The sequence below is a fragment of the Bacillus sp. FDAARGOS_235 genome, from assembly GCF_002073415.2.
Lineage (GTDB): Bacteria > Bacillota > Bacilli > Bacillales > Bacillaceae_G > Bacillus_A > Bacillus_A toyonensis.
The window spans coordinates 185,395-201,182 of the sequence record NZ_CP020434.2 but is presented as its reverse complement, the minus strand read 5'-3'; the positions used below and the strand labels follow the sequence as shown (position 1 = coordinate 201,182).

At 32.8% G+C, this 15,788-nt stretch carries 10 protein-coding genes; 3 read left to right on the top strand and 7 right to left on the bottom strand.

Annotation, left to right across the window (positions count from 1 at the left end; all coding sequences use genetic code 11):
• The first annotated feature begins 167 nt into the window (after positions 1-167).
• From A6J74_RS00990 to A6J74_RS00980, 3 genes are all read left to right on the top strand, one after another.
• Positions 168-758: a sensor domain-containing protein gene (locus A6J74_RS00990; RefSeq protein ID WP_000158811.1), complete on the top strand. Its 591-nt coding sequence runs from the start codon at positions 168-170 to the stop codon at positions 756-758.
• A 4-nt stretch (positions 759-762) separates the two neighbouring features.
• Entirely contained in the window at positions 763-2,553 is a 1,791-nt protein-coding gene (locus tag A6J74_RS00985; RefSeq protein ID WP_080609204.1) for a helix-turn-helix transcriptional regulator, read from the top strand.
• A gap of 641 nt (positions 2,554-3,194) precedes the next feature.
• Positions 3,195-4,232 carry a serine hydrolase domain-containing protein gene (locus A6J74_RS00980; protein ID WP_080609232.1) on the top strand — a complete coding sequence of 346 codons (1,038 nt, stop codon included), beginning with the start codon at positions 3,195-3,197 and terminating at the stop codon, positions 4,230-4,232.
• 393 nt (positions 4,233-4,625) lie between these two features.
• On the opposite strand, the gene xerS is transcribed toward A6J74_RS00980, so the two are convergent.
• The 7 genes from xerS to A6J74_RS00945 form a co-directional block, all read right to left on the bottom strand.
• The gene (xerS, locus tag A6J74_RS00975) at positions 4,626-5,702 is read right to left on the bottom strand and encodes a tyrosine recombinase XerS (protein ID WP_080609202.1); all 1,077 of its coding nucleotides are present in this window, start codon (positions 5,700-5,702) and stop codon (positions 4,626-4,628) included.
• Between the two features lie 1,000 nt (positions 5,703-6,702).
• Positions 6,703-6,888, bottom strand: a complete 186-nt coding sequence (locus A6J74_RS00970) for a Bsp6I family type II restriction endonuclease (protein WP_080609198.1) — start codon at positions 6,886-6,888, stop codon at positions 6,703-6,705.
• Between the two features lie 312 nt (positions 6,889-7,200).
• Positions 7,201-7,419 carry a hypothetical protein gene (locus A6J74_RS00965; RefSeq protein ID WP_080609196.1) on the bottom strand — a complete coding sequence of 73 codons (219 nt, stop codon included), beginning with the start codon at positions 7,417-7,419 and terminating at the stop codon, positions 7,201-7,203.
• Between the two features lie 68 nt (positions 7,420-7,487).
• The gene (gene drmB / locus A6J74_RS00960) at positions 7,488-9,386 is read right to left on the bottom strand and encodes a DUF1998 domain-containing protein (protein ID WP_080609194.1); all 1,899 of its coding nucleotides are present in this window, start codon (positions 9,384-9,386) and stop codon (positions 7,488-7,490) included.
• Entirely contained in the window at positions 9,383-12,901 is a 3,519-nt protein-coding gene (locus A6J74_RS00955; protein WP_080609192.1) for a helicase-related protein, read from the bottom strand. Before A6J74_RS00955 ends, drmB begins: the two co-directional genes overlap by 4 nt.
• Positions 12,902-12,920: 19 nt before the next feature.
• Positions 12,921-14,444, bottom strand: a complete 1,524-nt coding sequence (locus A6J74_RS00950) for a hypothetical protein (RefSeq protein ID WP_080609190.1) — start codon at positions 14,442-14,444, stop codon at positions 12,921-12,923.
• Between the two features lie 5 nt (positions 14,445-14,449).
• Entirely contained in the window at positions 14,450-15,430 is a 981-nt protein-coding gene (locus A6J74_RS00945) for a hypothetical protein (protein ID WP_080609188.1), read from the bottom strand.
• Positions 15,431-15,788 lie beyond the last annotated feature (358 nt).

Genomic DNA, 15,788 nt, shown 5'->3' with positions numbered 1-15,788 from the left:
TTTGTCATATTTATAAAGAACAACAAAAATTGAGTGGGATCCGGCTGTATTAATAGCTATGTCATAGAAACCATGACATTTTGACACTACCGTATGTGACAGAAAAATACTTAGAATCAAAAAGTAGCTTTTAACACATTAGCAATGAATGAGGAGGAGAGATTTTAATGACAAAAGCATCAGCTCAAAAAACTTTGCAAGATTTTTATTTCTTGTTATTTACCTTTGTATCCGGATTCTTTTACTTTTGTTTCTATCTGGTCAGCATTACATTTGCATTAGTAATGACGATTATCTTTTTGGGTATTCCCTTGTTGGCTTGGGTGCTACAAACAACTCACACGTTTGTTCAGTATGAACGTATTCAGACGAAGGTTTATACAGATATATCGATAGAGTTATTCGAACCACAAAAAAAAGAGGAGGGAGATAAATGGATTAAAGCGAGAGATACAATCCTTAATAATAGCAACTGGAGGGCTATTTTTTGGCTCATGCAGAAAATTTTTGTCGGAATAATGAGTCTTATATGTGCTGTTTTACTGTATGTAATGCCAATAGTATGTATCGTTACCCCCTTACTTTTTCAATATTTTAATATATACTTATTGGGCATTGCTGTGAATTCATGGGAGACAGCAATTTTTGTCATGATTGTTGGTTTCATTCTCATCTGGATACATAATCTTATTGGAAACGACTTAGTTCGAATTATTGGAATGTACACGCGTTTCATGTTTAAAGCTATAAAGGAGTGATAATTTGTTTAAGACTTTAAAACTATGGTTTTGGTATGATTGGGCCTTACTTTGTATACGCTTTATTGTTTGGCTATCATTGATATCAACGACTATCCAACAACAAGATTATTTGACAGTACCACTTTGGATCATAATCCTTTGGGAAGTCGTTTCATTTTCAGTACCTTGGATTTGTTTAATGTTCAGTTATCGCTATTATTTATTTACTGAAATAATATTATTTGGCGGAGTTTGTTTCTATTTAACTTTATTATTTCCGTTAGCGTATCTTGCTTTTTTAATGCCAACTTTTATGATTGCGGCAAATAGCGTTCATAAATCTTACCGCTGGTCGGGTCCTATCACAATTATTTTGTTCCCGTTGCTCATTGCGATATTTTCCGAAGTGACAGATTTATGGGTAATCATCCTACAACTCAGTTTAGCTTTTGCTATGGGCTCTTTCTTTCGTTTACTGGCTATTAATTACCGTCAAAGTGAAATTATTCGGAACCAGAAACATGTATTGGAACAATACGTATCCCAAGTTGAGCGGATTACATTACTGGAGGAACGTGATAGGCTCTCAAAAGACTTACACGATACGATGGGGCATTCTTATACTTCAATTATTATGGGGATGGAAACATTGCGTGTGGAATTAAAGTCTAAAGAAGGAGAGCAACAGCTAGATTCATTATTACAATTGGCCCGTAACAGTATGGAAGAAGTAAGACTGTATTTACACCAATTAGATTTATCACAAGAGTCGCTTCCCTTAGCTACCACACTACAACAATTGACAGAGGAATTTAAGAAACATGCAAAAGTAAATGTACGTACTCGAATAATAGGAGAAGAGTATATGGTCTCCAAACAATCAAAAATGACACTATATCGGAGCTTGCAGGAATCACTAACAAATGCTGTTCGCCATGGGCATTCCACAGAAATCATTGTGTCACTTCATTTTGAACCACAACAGATAAGATTGGATGTAGAGGATAATGGCTGTGGGGTAGAAGAGTGGAAGGATGGCTTTGGATTAACTGCAATGAAAGAGCGTGTAAGTCAGTCACAAGGAAGAGTCATTGTTTATTCCAAAAAAGGGGAAGGGACATTAATTTCATGTGTTTTACCGAAACAAGTACAACTGGCTAACGAACAAATTCGCCTGTGTATTGTCGATGATCATTCTTTTATCCGAGAAAGTCTTCATACAATTTTGGGTGGACTGGAGGATTTACAAGTAGTGGGAATGGCTGAAGATGGAGAACGGGCTTTGGAATTGTGCGAGAGACTAAAACCAGATGTAGTATTAATGGATTTAGAGATGCCAAATCTGGATGGGATTCATGCAACTAAAATGATTAAGAAAAAATGGCCGGACATTCGTGTACTCATTCTGTCAACCTTCCAGAATACAGAAAGAGCAAAAGAAATCATACGAAATGGTGCGGATGGTTATGTATTGAAATCCATAGATTCGCGTGAACTAGCTGAATCAATTCGTCTAGTCTATCGAGGAGGCACGATGATTACTCATGACTTGTTCCATAGGATGTGGGAAGAAAAAGAAGAAACAGGATTATTTGAATCACGATCAGATGGAATAGAGTATGGATTAACAAAACGAGAAGTAGAGATTTTGGAACTACTATCACAAGGAAGCCGTTATAAAACAATAGCTTCGACACTTTACTTGTCAAACGGAACGGTAAGAAATTACGCCTCCAATCTCTATGAGAAGCTAGGAGTTAAAAATCGAGAAGAAGCCGTACAAAAGGCAAAAGATATAGGATTACTTTCATGACTCTCCCACTTGAACTAGTTAGCTGAAGTTAATGGGGAACTTACAGATGATGCAGGACATCGCTACCCAATCCCACATTTGAAACTACAATGAAAAATAAAGATTTGGAACGCCTCTGCTTTTTTGTGAACCAAGTTGTTTAAAGAGGTTATTTGGATTCTCATATCGAAAAAGTAAAATACTATAGACGAAGACCATAAAATTTGTAGACTATAACTAAATTTGAAATAAGGTTTAGGATAGATGAATGTTTTATTGAAACCTATCTTTACAGAGGACTGGTAAATAGTTTTCATATTCGTTAGTACATCGGTCCTAAATCTAAAAGTAAAATAGGTATTTGGGTCAATAACATCTTTGATTTAGATGTTATTGACCCAATTTAGAAAATATCTATTAAGTTGCCCTGAGTAATTTTAGAATTGAAAGAGGGACTTTCGTAAATTTCGGGATAATAATACTCACTAAATTAAAGCTCTCTATAAAGAGAAGAATTTAGAAACTAAAGAAATTAGTGTGATGGTGCTAGATTGTAGTTAAATATAACATATGTCGTTTTGAGTTGAAGTAAGATGTGTAATTGGAAAAGATAACAGGTTAATATATTTCTAATCATTTAAAGGGAAGGGTATGTGATTGAGGTGAATAATTCGTATAATGAAAAGACGCATACATCGATTAAACAATTATTAAAAAAGTTTTCATCAAAAGCTCCTGGATTTGCATATATTTCTAGTTTCGATAGCGGCGTAACTTATAAAGGTGCAGTTGGCTTAGCTTCTATAGAGAAAAATCTACCCATAACTACCAAAACCGTTTTTAATATAGCCTCAGTTTCTAAACAATTCACAGCATTTTCTATATTACTCTTAGAACAAGAGAGGAAATTGAGTTTAGATGATTCAATTGTAAAATTTGTCCCTTCTATAGGTGCATATGCTGAACCTGTAACATTGAAACATCTAATTCATCACACGGGTGGACTAGTTGATTATATGGAATTGGCTGAAGCAGCAAATATTAAATATACGGACACATTAACTGTAAAAGAATCGCTAGAACACCTTAAAAGTCATCAAATTGCAAGGTTCCCGGTTGGAACAAAATTTGAGTATAGCAATACAGGATATTTTTTATTGTCACTAGCGGTAGAGAAGGTAAGTGGCAAGTCTCTACGTCAGTTTGCAAAGGAACGTATTTTTGATCCTTTACACATGAAAGACACAACAATTGTGGATTGCTACCCAACTACTATATCAGTTGCTAATGGATATTCGAGGAATGAGCAAGGAACATATAAAATCTATGAGAGCCCTTGGGAACATACAGGGGATGGGGCAGTTCATACAACAGTTGAAGACCTGGTAAAGTGGGGAGAAAATTTAAACACAGGTACCGTTGGTGGAAAAAATCTTGTTAAAAGAATGAGCGAAATAGGTCCGGAAATTTCTCCAACTGGGGATACAATTATTGACAATGAAGATTATGCTTTTGGGCTAAGGCTTGCTGAAGGTTTTAACTATCGGTACTTGGAACATTCAGGAAGTTGGGCGGGTTATCGTTCACACTTTATGCGGTTTCCAAAAGAATATTTGTCCGTTGTAGTCCTAAGTAATTATGATGGATTTGACTCTAAAAAATATGCTAATAAAATAGTAGAAATTGTTTTAGAAAAGTAAAAAAATAGAGGGTAGAAGTCAGTATTTAGATTTGCTTTATCTCACGTTGTTTTAGATGTATTTAATTTTGAGAACGGAAGGCAAGCATAAATTTATGCCTGCCTTTTTGGGTATTAAAATGAATTTAAATGTTAATATCCATTTGCATGTCTCCCTACATTGTACAAGATAAGAGAAGTGGGGAACTCCTATCTATTCAAGTATTATTTATATTATGATTTTATTTAAACAACAAATATGAGAATCTAGATTTCTCTGTTTTTCTCATCTCTCTAACAAGGGAATTTTTATATACTAATTAAAGTAGAATTTAAACTATGTATTTTTTATATAATAAAATCAAAGATGATGAGAAAAGAATAAAAGTTCAGCAATAGATGTGTCGCTGAACTTTTATTCTTTATTTTTTCCAATTCGCCCCAAACTATCTTTGATAGTTGTTTCTCCAAGTTGAGTGTATAACAAGGCTGTATCTTGACTGGTATGCCCAAGTTGTTGCATGACTTGTAACGAGTCTTTTTCCTTCATGTATAGCTTATTCGCCAGTGTGTGTCTTAATTTATGAGGAGACATTTTTTTGCCATAGGCCTTCGTATATTTTTCTACTATATCCTGGATAGCTCTAACCGAAAGAGGCTGTGCAGTATGTTTATACTTCGATAAAAACACATTTTTTAATTCTTTCCCTGGAGCGTATTTGTTATCTCTAATTTCCATATACTTTTCAAGGTCGTTCAATGCAATTGGTGTAATCCATACCGAATCTTCTTTGTTTCCTTTTCGGATTACATCAATTAATCTTTCTTTTAAGTTTATATCTTCCATACGAAGATCGGCCAATTCACTTACACGAATACCACTACCAAGAAATAGGGAAAGAATAGCTACATCACGATCTTTGTCTCTTAGAAAATAGAAAAGTTGGTGTTTTGTTAACGATTTCTCATGTTCGTACGTCACGTAATTCAAAAATTCTTGATCATCATCATTATGAAATATTTTAGATCTCATACGTTTTGCACGGGCATTTAATGTTTCTTTATCTTTATGTATTTCAATTTTGGCCATTACATTTCTATAAAAATAACATTCTCCTTCATCATTTTCTGATAGGGAGGTAAGGTACTTGAATAAAGACTTTAAGGCTGAAATTTTTCTGTTAACGGAGGAATTCTGCATATTTTGTTGTAGTTTTAGAAACCTCATAAAGTTCTCAACATCTTTTTTCTTTAAATTCTCCAAATCAGAGAAGGATATGTCTTTAATGGGCTTTAATTCAATAATTTGTTCAGATAATAGCCAGTTAAAGAAGACTCTAAAATCATATACATAATTCAGTAGGGTGGAGGGAGAGGCATCATGCAATTCTTTGTACTCCACAAATTCTTCTATGTAAAAGGGCATTTCATTTAAATTCTCGTATAATTTTTTACGATGTACGGATTTTTGACGTTGCTTGCTGTAATCCATAAAAATCACCTCATATACACTATAACAGAAAAAATACTCGAACACAAGTTCGCGTTAAATTCAATTTTTACACATACTTATTTACATAATTAAATTATGGTTACTAGAATGTACCCGAAATTGAATAAGGATAGTGTAATCATTCTATTGAAAATTATAGATAACCAATTGATAAATAAAAATTACATGTGAATGTAGATAAAATAAAGGGTTCTTCATACAAAAATCAATATGTGGAAACTGTTTAAAAGTCGTTATCAAATATGAATTGATTATTCTAATCATGATTATGAGGATTTTATTAGATCAACATAAGAAAAGATTTTATAAATTAAAATGTAATATACTATAAACATTATTAACGAGTAACTCAGTATTTAATAATTTCTATATAAAGTATGAATTTTATAGGTACATATCAATACGCTAAGATTAATACAATTGAGCTCAACCCCCCCTAAATACTGTATTAGAGTTTTATTTAACCCTATTATTGTTCGTAAAATTGGTATTTCGTGCGAAGTTTTGAAGTGTTTGTTTGTTCCTCTTTATAAATTCATCATTCACTTCCCTTTCGTAAGTATGAATATCTTATAATTCCATATACATTCGACTATATATTAATATCGATTACATGGTTGTTTCTAAGAGATAGCCAGTATATAACATTTTAAAACCAAACGGTTAACTTTAACCCCTTAGGATTAAATAGGTTTTGTTTTTCATAAAACTTATTTGTTGTGATGTCGCAATAGAGTTTTTCCTTTAATCTTTTTTTATTGTACTTGGTTTAGTTGAGCATTCCACTAAATGTGATTTTAATACAGATTTCAAAATATAACTTCTAAATTGCTCTTTCCGTTTCAATGATATAAGTATTCTTTTTATTTTGAGATTTATTCCACTCGTTTTTTACTAATACTTATAATAAAGGTTATGTAAACTAATTATTTTAAAACTTATAGAGATAGCTACAAAATAACAATAAAGTTATTTAAGTTTATAAGTTCAAACAAACAAAACCCATTGCTGCACATAAAAGTGTCTCTGAAATAGTTTCAGGAAAATTAATTCCTCTATTGTGACTGTTTTTGATAAGAACATTTAACTCTTTCCAAAGAAAATATGCTTTTACAGCATCTTCAAATCTAGATTTATCTATTTTTACAAAATCGTGTAATGCCATTTATGTATGTGTGCTTCCTAAACTATTAATATTTTAACTTAATAATAAAATAAAATAGAATTATAGCGATTTTTAAATTTTTGAGAAAAAATTAATTTTCTCACGGAATCATTACCTCACAGTTTTTATTTCTCACTTTAAGTATAACTCGCTATGCCATAGCAGTCAGGACCATTCATGATATCTTTCTATAGAGAAAAACGCTAAAATCAATTGATTTTAGCGTTTTACGAACAGTCTATCTTAAGTTAGTTTTCTCATACCTTGATAAGATTGGAAATGCAGTTTTATTTACAAATATATAATATTTTCTTACTGAATTTTGAATAGCCCATTACTATCACTAAGTTCTTCCTTAATCCGATTCAGCAAATTATAAACCTTTTTATCGTCTTTTACTATCTGGTCTAGATTAACATTGAACCTATCTTCTACAAGTCTTCCTTTACTAATTCTCGATCTAACCGCCTTATCTTTGCTGTTTATTTGATTGTCATTGATAAGAAATTTAGCAAACTCTTCTTCTCGCATAATGGATTCCCCTTTTCAATAAAATATGAGCCAGCATTTATTTTTGGCCCAATATTTAGATACAAAAGTTAATTATTGAAGAACCCTAATTTCGGATCAATGAGTAATGTTCTATCTAAAAAGAGATTTCCTAATTCACATGAGGTTTCAGGCAGATACGAACAACTATGGCATGCAGCACCATTAAGGTTATTAACACCTTGACCTGAAGATTTTCCAATTTCCGAACAAACAGGGTCAGAACTGCACCAGCGTACTTTATCAATTGCTTTATAGACCACCGGGAAGAAATTTTCTTGTCTCCCCATTCTTACAAGACCTCCAAACGTACCATCTATATCACCCGAAGACGTATAGATTAATATCCCGCATTGCTCTTCATTTAGATATAGCCGTTCACGAATAGAAGTGGAATTATAGCCACATGTTAAAGCCAACTCATCAATAATAATGTGTGACAGTGTATGAAGAAGAACATTCCTTGGCTTTAAAATATCCTCATCAACATTTGTTCCTCTATTCTCAGCACGAGTAAGCAACTTATTGAAATAATGTTGAACATCGCCTCTTTGTTCCCATAACTGCAATTTTTCAAAATTAATAGTAAAGAAAATACCTTCTCCATATACCTTATAAGCCGGTAACCAATTATTTTCCGGTAAATTTGGGTCTTTAAATAATAAATGTTTACCTTTAGTAATTTGGTTCTTTGCAACCTCTTCATCATTGGTTGATAGTCTATTAAATCCGGTTAAAGCAATTGTCTCTTTTAATTTAGTTACTCTATTTATCATGCTAAAGAAAGTAGTTGTATCTTCTTCATTTACTTCATCGCAAATCCATTCTTTTTTTACCTTTAGGTTTTTTGTATCAATTTCTTGTGTTAGTGTTTCAAATTCCTTTTTCCTTAATTCCTTTTCTGCATTCCTAGTACTCACTCTTTCAGGAGTTTGCTCTTCCTCTATCCCTCCCTCGATGTACAAAATAGCAAGTTCAATATCTGATTGATTATATTCTTGTATTTCAGGCGGGCATAATTTTTTCACTGTCTTAATTTTCCCATCCATATTATCAGCCATTTCTAGCCAAGATGAGGTAACCCCATTTTTTTCAAACATATCTATAAGTTTTTCCGCTTCAGGATTTTCCCCCGGTAAATGAATTGCACTTATCGTATTAGGGTAATACACATTTATAGAATTTTTTAATACTGCTATTGGATAAGAAGAGCAACTTTCCTTATCATTTTCAGAACCAAACCATGGTCTATGACCAGGACATTGGTATAACTTTTTTTCATTTTTATTTAGCATTTTACTTAATTCACTTACTCGATCCTCATCCAAATCGGAAGTAGTTTTTCTGGACATTATTCCTCTAAGTGGTCGTTCTTTATTACAAGTACACTTAACTTTGAGAGAATCGAGAGTTGCCCCTCCTGTTGAAAGAAGTTTTATTTGCCCGTCACAAGCGGTATTTTCGTCACCATGAACCCATTCTCTCCATGGAAAATCAGATATGTGACCTTGACTACAGACCATTACAAATGGGACTTGAATCATCTTCATTTGCTTTTTACATTCTTTACAATCTAACCAACTTGTTCTTGATGACATAGAAGTTTGATGTAATGTTTTGCATTTTGGACAATAGTGCCAAGTAGGAAAACGTAACAACGGGATATACAAATCCGTATTTGTTTGAGTTATCGCACCTCCTGCATTTTTGTATTGATAACTCGGTCTAAAATCTGGAGGCATCAGTAATTGTTTTACCTTTAATAATGATCTTAATCTAGGTTCTTGTATTTCATATTCATCAAATGTTTCAATACGATATTCATTTTTGTCATGATACCATTTATCAAGGGCACCAATCATTGCTGATTCCCCTTCAGGACTAATAACAAGAGCACCGGGACCAAATGTTGTAACAAGTTGCCCTCTTCTTAAAGGTAAATCTTTCATGAAAACAAAGCCTCCCAACCACTTTCATTATTCTCATTATTATTAGAGTTATATATTGTCGCAATAAGCCCTCTACATTCTGAATCTACATTTCTCATTGAATTAATCATCGACTCGGCATTTACTTTTAATGTATGGGGAATCGTAGTACCTGCCGAATACATATAACCATTTACCTTAGGGTCTACTCTCCATGCAGTATAATTTCCTTTTTCTAGTCGTTTCAATATCTCCATAAACCTGCTTTTCAATTCTTCAACTTGTTCTGGATCAACAAGTGTCGCTCTTTCTATTAAGCGATTATAAAAAGGGACTATTTTTTTATTTAGATTCTTCTGGATTTCTTTCCAATCCGGAGTTCTAGCAATATCATCATTTAATGCTTGGCGCAAAAAACCAACAACAAGTGCATGCAAACCTCTATCTAAACATGAATCAGAAAAAGGCGTAACACTTGTAGGTTCTACCTGAGCATATAATTTTTGATGGTATTCTCTAAAATGTTCAAAATGGGATTTGTCTCTTGATTTTGTGTTTGAATATAAGGTGAATATTAGTCCCGGTCTTTCCTGCCAGCGACGTCCAACACGACCACTGACCTGAATATATTGCGCTGTCATTTTTGGTTGCCCTACTATGGCCATTACCGATAAACGATCAATATCTACTCCAACCTCAATAATGTTAGATGCCAGACATAAATCAATTGTTGAATTTAAATCTTTTTTATCTTTATTAGGTCTATATTCTATTTTCAAATCATCAATAGTTTTGGAGATTTCATGGCTTTGCTTTCTAGATGTTAATTCAAGAATATTATTTATATACCTTATATCCTTTTGAAGTCCCTTTCTCATCGCCATTGAACTTGAATATTGAGGTATGTCTGTTTGAGTTAATGTCAGACCACCGCCTAATTCCCGTAACGTATTATAGAACGTAAGTAAGGTCCAGTAAGGGTCTTTTTCCTGCTCATTAATTTCAGCAGTAGATTGAAGAATAGATGAAAACGCCATAACCTGTGACATCATAATACGAACAGTTGTAGTATAAACTCCTACATATTTCCGTCCCGGCATCGGCTTGCCTGTTTCCTTATTTATTGCTGGAGTTGCAAAAAAGGAATCTTCATTTTCAAGTCCCGGACTTGGAAATAATCTTGAATTTTCTCTTCCGAATAAAGCAAGGGCTTGTTCTTCAAATTGTTTAATTGTTGCAGTTGCTGCAATAATTTTTGGTTTGATTACTTTTCCGTCTACATTCTTTAAACATAATTCTTCAATTAAGGTCTCAAATAGCCCTGTTAATGTTCCTAATGGCCCAGAAATTAAATGTAACTCATCTTGCACTATTAATGATGGAGGACTAATAAACCTTTCTCCGTTTGAGTCGATACCAAATAGCGCTCTTGCCTTGGGCTGCCATACTAATTGTACAAACTTGTCAACTGTTCCAATTAAGAAAGTTGGGCGTTTCTCATATATAGTTTCATCAACAATATAAATAGGCAATTCATCGTGGAAATGACAATTTTTATCTGGACAATGGACAACTAACTTATCATTGTTAATTTTGTACCCGAAGTAGTACTTTTTCTTGCTGCCTTTTTCATCGTAGTAACCTAAATTTGCTCCACACCATGAACAACTATTAACAATAAATTGCTGTGCATTTTTTTCGTTTTTCTGAAGTTTATTTAGAGAAGTCTTTGCAGACTTGTTACTATTAGGCGTCGTGTTTGAGCCCACCCAAATTCCTATAGAAAACGGTGTATCACCTAATTTTTTACTGTTTCTGCTTCTTAGATACTCTATAGCACAAATAAGCCTTGAAGATCGTTGGAATTGGTCAGCAGTTAAAAGTCTTAGTGTGTACCTCATCATAACGTCAACACCAGCATCCAATGGATTTTTTAGACGTCTTAGTATCATTTGAAAGGCTGCAACACCTAAATATGCCTCCGTTTTACCTCCCCCTGTAGGGAACCAAATTAAATCAACAATTTCTCTTGAATCGCACTTTTCGTAGACTAATGACTCAATAGACATTAATATAAAAGCAATTTGGAATGCCCTCCAAGTATTACTAGCATTCTTAAGTTTAGTTTCATCATTAACACTTTCTTTAAAAGGTTTATTAAAAATAATTTGTTTATCCTCGATACGCCCAAAACGTCTATCTTTACCATTAACTTGTTGAAGGAGTATTGCCGTATTCGCTAAACGAAATGCTTCTAAAATTTGTGGATCCTTAAGCAATTTAAGACCCTTTTCCATTCTATCTAGGCTTTCTTTACAAAGTTCTAAATGCTTTCCGGCAACCGGTTGCAACAATACTGGGACATTATCACCCTCTGTTGATTTATTTTCTATCCATTCCCTATAACCTTCAATTAAAGGATTTAGTATTTTTTCAGGGGATTCATTACTAGAAAGACCGGCAAGATCACTCATTTTAATTTCTAGTTCAACCTTTTTCCCATCTTGATTAACGAAGACGTTTGGAGTCATACTTAGCGCTTCATACTCCGGCATAAAAGTTGTAGATAATTGCTGGACGTTCTTTGAATTTTGCTCCCAGTCTGCAGCGCATCCATGACCAAATGCATATACTCCTTCGTTTCGATAAAGAAGTTCAGTTGAAGCCTCTTCATCACTCATCAACTTTTTCATTTCATACTGTTTTGGGTAAACAGAAAAAGAGTACTTAACTGGTGTACTTATAGTCATGATTGCTTGAAACAATATTAATTGTTGTCTATTAAACTTCGGAACCGAAGAACGGTTTGTTACACTTATGGTGATAATATACTTATCCTTTACTTCACGAAGACGAGCCTGAAATTGAATATGATAATGGGAGATTTTCTCGTCTTTTTTATTTTTCATTTCAACTTGTTTTTCCATTTGTCCTTGGCTAATAAGTTCGCTTAAAGGTAAATTCCATATTCCTTCTATAGTTTCCCTCAGCCACCATTGTACACTGTTACTTTCACCCTTAACTTTTACATTGTGCGGAGTATATGTTCCGCCTTCTATTCTAACTTTTAATTCAGGAAGATCTTTATTAACACAAAATGTTAACCCCATAGTTGAAGGCATAAAGTCATTTTTTTGCGGAAATAATTCTACTTCACCATCGTCCTCAGTCGTTTCTATACCTTCTTTACGCTCAAACAATTTATCTATTTTATCGTCTTCAAGTACTTCATTAGGTTCTTCACCAATTGGGGTTTCAAGGGAAACTTCACCATTTTCACTTGTACCTAATGGAAACAAATGGCCACTTACATATCTTTGAGTTGGTGTTTCTCTTTGGAGAATCTCCTCTTTAATTCCACCAACTTCCCAATAATAAGGTTTGTACAATTCATCTCTTGATTCAAATGTTGTAGTACCGATATGATTAAATTTTATATAATGGTCCCTAATTTGACCGGGACCAATTATTTCTTCTTTGACATTATTCATTACTTTTTGACGATTATTAAGTGATTTATCTAATGAGATAGCCATAGCAATTATCCCTTCCCTACTAATCTATATTCATTGGCTTCATAAGGTTGTATGGTGCTATTAAATGTCTTGAACGATCTATTGATACAATTCTTTCAATATTAAAAGAAGCCCCATTAAACTCTTTTGACATAAACGTGTAGAAGCCTTTTTCTTGTAATTCTTTTAAGATATCATTTGAAAGTTCGCTCATTAATTTTTCAGAAATAATTCTTCCTGCTTGTCTATGGGCAAGTTGGATAATCTTCATAGTATTATATATTTCTTTTATTATTTCATCATCATACTTTAATGCCTTCAGTATTTTCGGAAGTTCAGTTGGGCAAATTGAATCTTCATTACACCATGACCTTAATGATGCCATAGAAGCAGTGTTAATATTATATTTGTTAATCAATATTTCACTTACTTTTCTAATTCCTCTTTTCTTTACATTAAAGCGTAATTTATTCTTCCACTCATTTTGAAGAAGGCGATATTTCTCAGCGTTTTTCTTTAGAACATCATGATCAGCAACTTCCGCAATTAATTTGGTATCTCTATCATTTCTCATTACAATAAAGTCATCTTCTTCTATATCCTTAAAATTAAGTTGTTTGATAAAATTACTTTTTTCATTAGGGGAAAAAACTCGGATTTTTGAATCTTTTGGTGCAAATAAGAAACGACCATTCTCCAGATAAACTATGCTCGCTTCAACACCATCCTGGGAGTTTACCTCTAATGCATTTTTCTGTTCCTCTAGGAACTTACTTACTGCTGTATTTACCAACTCTGCTTGTTCTAAAGTAATATTACTTTTCTTTTGTACGGGCTCTCCAAAGGAAATATTATCAAATATTGTGCTATACACACCTTTCTTGTCTATATCCTCAAATATCTTGTTAGGGCTTATGGAATTGGTAAAAATATCATAGGATATAAAAGCAACAGTCTTACCTTTAAAAGTATTTTTAACATACTCGCCAAAATAAGTGGCATTACCTACAAAAACAACTTCATCAAAGGTTTCAATATCTTTCCTAAAACTGTTCTCAGTAAAAAAACTTTCCTTTAAGAATGATTTCAACCCATCTATGATTAAAAATCTTTCCTCAATTGTTATTGCCCTTTTTGTAACAATTGCTATTTTTAAACCTGCTACCGCCCTGCTATTAATATAATTGCATAGGTAATCATACAAATTATTATTTGTACCTTCTATCACTTGCTTAAATGATTTTGCCATTTGTAATACAACATTTGTGAATAATTCAGGATAACTCTTTTTAATCTGAATAAAGTTTGAAAGGATCTGGTCTTCAATATCCTTGTTAATTACTGCATTATAAGGAAGTAAACTACTTGCTAACTTAAAAAACACTTTCTTTAGCAGGTTTAGAACTTCTAACAGATGATCGTCATTCTCATATCTATTTTGAATCTCTAATCTAAACTTTTCAATGCTGTTAGCAAATAGCAATAATTCATTACTTTCCACATGCTTAAATAAAACAGTCTTATCACCCAAACTATATAAGTCTAATAAATTATTAAAGTTCATCACCATTACCTCCAGGCAAGGAACTCAATTCCAATTGGTATTTGAACCTCATTGGAATTTAAATAGTCGACAACTTCTTCAGTAACTATTTTTTGGTCACCCTGCAATAATTCTCTTCTTAATTCTTCCTTCACCTCATGCAGTCGATTTTCGTTGTCAGTTCTGCTTGATAAAATAATTTTAGGGTTTTTAGTGAATTGCTTGTCTTGTTTAATAAAACTAAATAAATCCGAATAAATAACTGGAACTTCATCATTAATTTCTACGTCAATTCTTTTCATCTGAGATGAAAAGAATTTCCCATTTGTATAACTATTGCTGTTATCAAAATAAAGGAAGTCTTTTATTGTTCCCTTTACACCCTCATAAATAAAAATTTCATTACCTATAAATTCATTAATTTGACCCGCATTTCCAACCAAATAAAGTGAGTCTCCTGGATAAAACTCAACTTTATTTAATTGGTCTGATGTATACAAAACCCTCAACAATCGACTATTATCTAGACCTACCTGTTGCTTTTTACTTACCTTTCGTGTTCTTTTAATTTCATCAAATTCTTCATCTAAAAGAATAACTCTATCAATCCAATATCTTTCAGGAATTCCTCTTTCAATCTTTCCGTCTTTTATCTTAAGTATCATTTCGTTTTCAAAAACAGGGCTAGGTTCTACAGAGATAACTGATGCTTTTCTCGCAGATTGTTCATCCTGATAAATAATTCGGCTGCCCTTTTCTAAATTAATTACTGTTTTTCTTATAGACCGCATTTGTTTATTTTTAGAAAACGTTTTGTCTACTATTCCCATTGCAATTAATAATGAAAAGAACTGTTCACTGGGAAGAGATAGTATAAGGTTAATAGACTTTTTATACTTAATTCCATGGTCGTTTATATAAGCGCCTAATTCGAATGCAAAATTGATCCAATCAGGTATATCTATGGGGCCCCTTCTACTAAGAACTTTTAAATTCTTAATGGTCATTCCATTCACCACTTTCATAACCCAAAATAGTTCATTATCTTATGCTAGTAATTTTATCACATTATTTGACAAAAAATTTATCATTTTCCACACTTATTCTTTTTCCGATACTATATATAGTACATTTGACACATTGAAAATAGATTACCCTTGGATAATAACTTTCTGATCAACTTTTTTACAAGATGGCATGTTTATGAAATAGTGAGGCCATTATTAGATGTAGATAATTTTATCCATCAATATTTTGGGGCAGAACTAAGGATTGAGTATTTATCCTTTTGAGTAAGTTCTTATCTAGATACTCCTGTTACACTTCACTTTTGGTTGTTTACAAAAAAATGACAAGAGACGCCTG

Excerpts from the sequence above, each read along its gene's own strand:
- A6J74_RS00965 (WP_080609196.1), bottom strand. The coding sequence starts at position 7,419 with ATGCGAGAAGAAGAGTTTGCTAAATTTCTTATCAATGACAATCAAATA.
- A6J74_RS00955 (WP_080609192.1), bottom strand. The coding sequence starts at position 12,901 with ATGGCTATCTCATTAGATAAATCACTTAATAATCGTCAAAAAGTAATG.
- A6J74_RS00990 (WP_000158811.1), top strand. The coding sequence starts at position 168 with ATGACAAAAGCATCAGCTCAAAAAACTTTGCAAGATTTTTATTTCTTG.
- A6J74_RS00950 (WP_080609190.1), bottom strand. The coding sequence starts at position 14,444 with ATGAACTTTAATAATTTATTAGACTTATATAGTTTGGGTGATAAGACT.
- xerS (WP_080609202.1), bottom strand. The coding sequence starts at position 5,702 with ATGGATTACAGCAAGCAACGTCAAAAATCCGTACATCGTAAAAAATTA.
- A6J74_RS00945 (WP_080609188.1), bottom strand. The coding sequence starts at position 15,430 with ATGACCATTAAGAATTTAAAAGTTCTTAGTAGAAGGGGCCCCATAGAT.
- drmB (WP_080609194.1), bottom strand. The coding sequence starts at position 9,386 with ATGAAAGATTTACCTTTAAGAAGAGGGCAACTTGTTACAACATTTGGT.
- A6J74_RS00970 (WP_080609198.1), bottom strand. The coding sequence starts at position 6,888 with ATGGCATTACACGATTTTGTAAAAATAGATAAATCTAGATTTGAAGAT.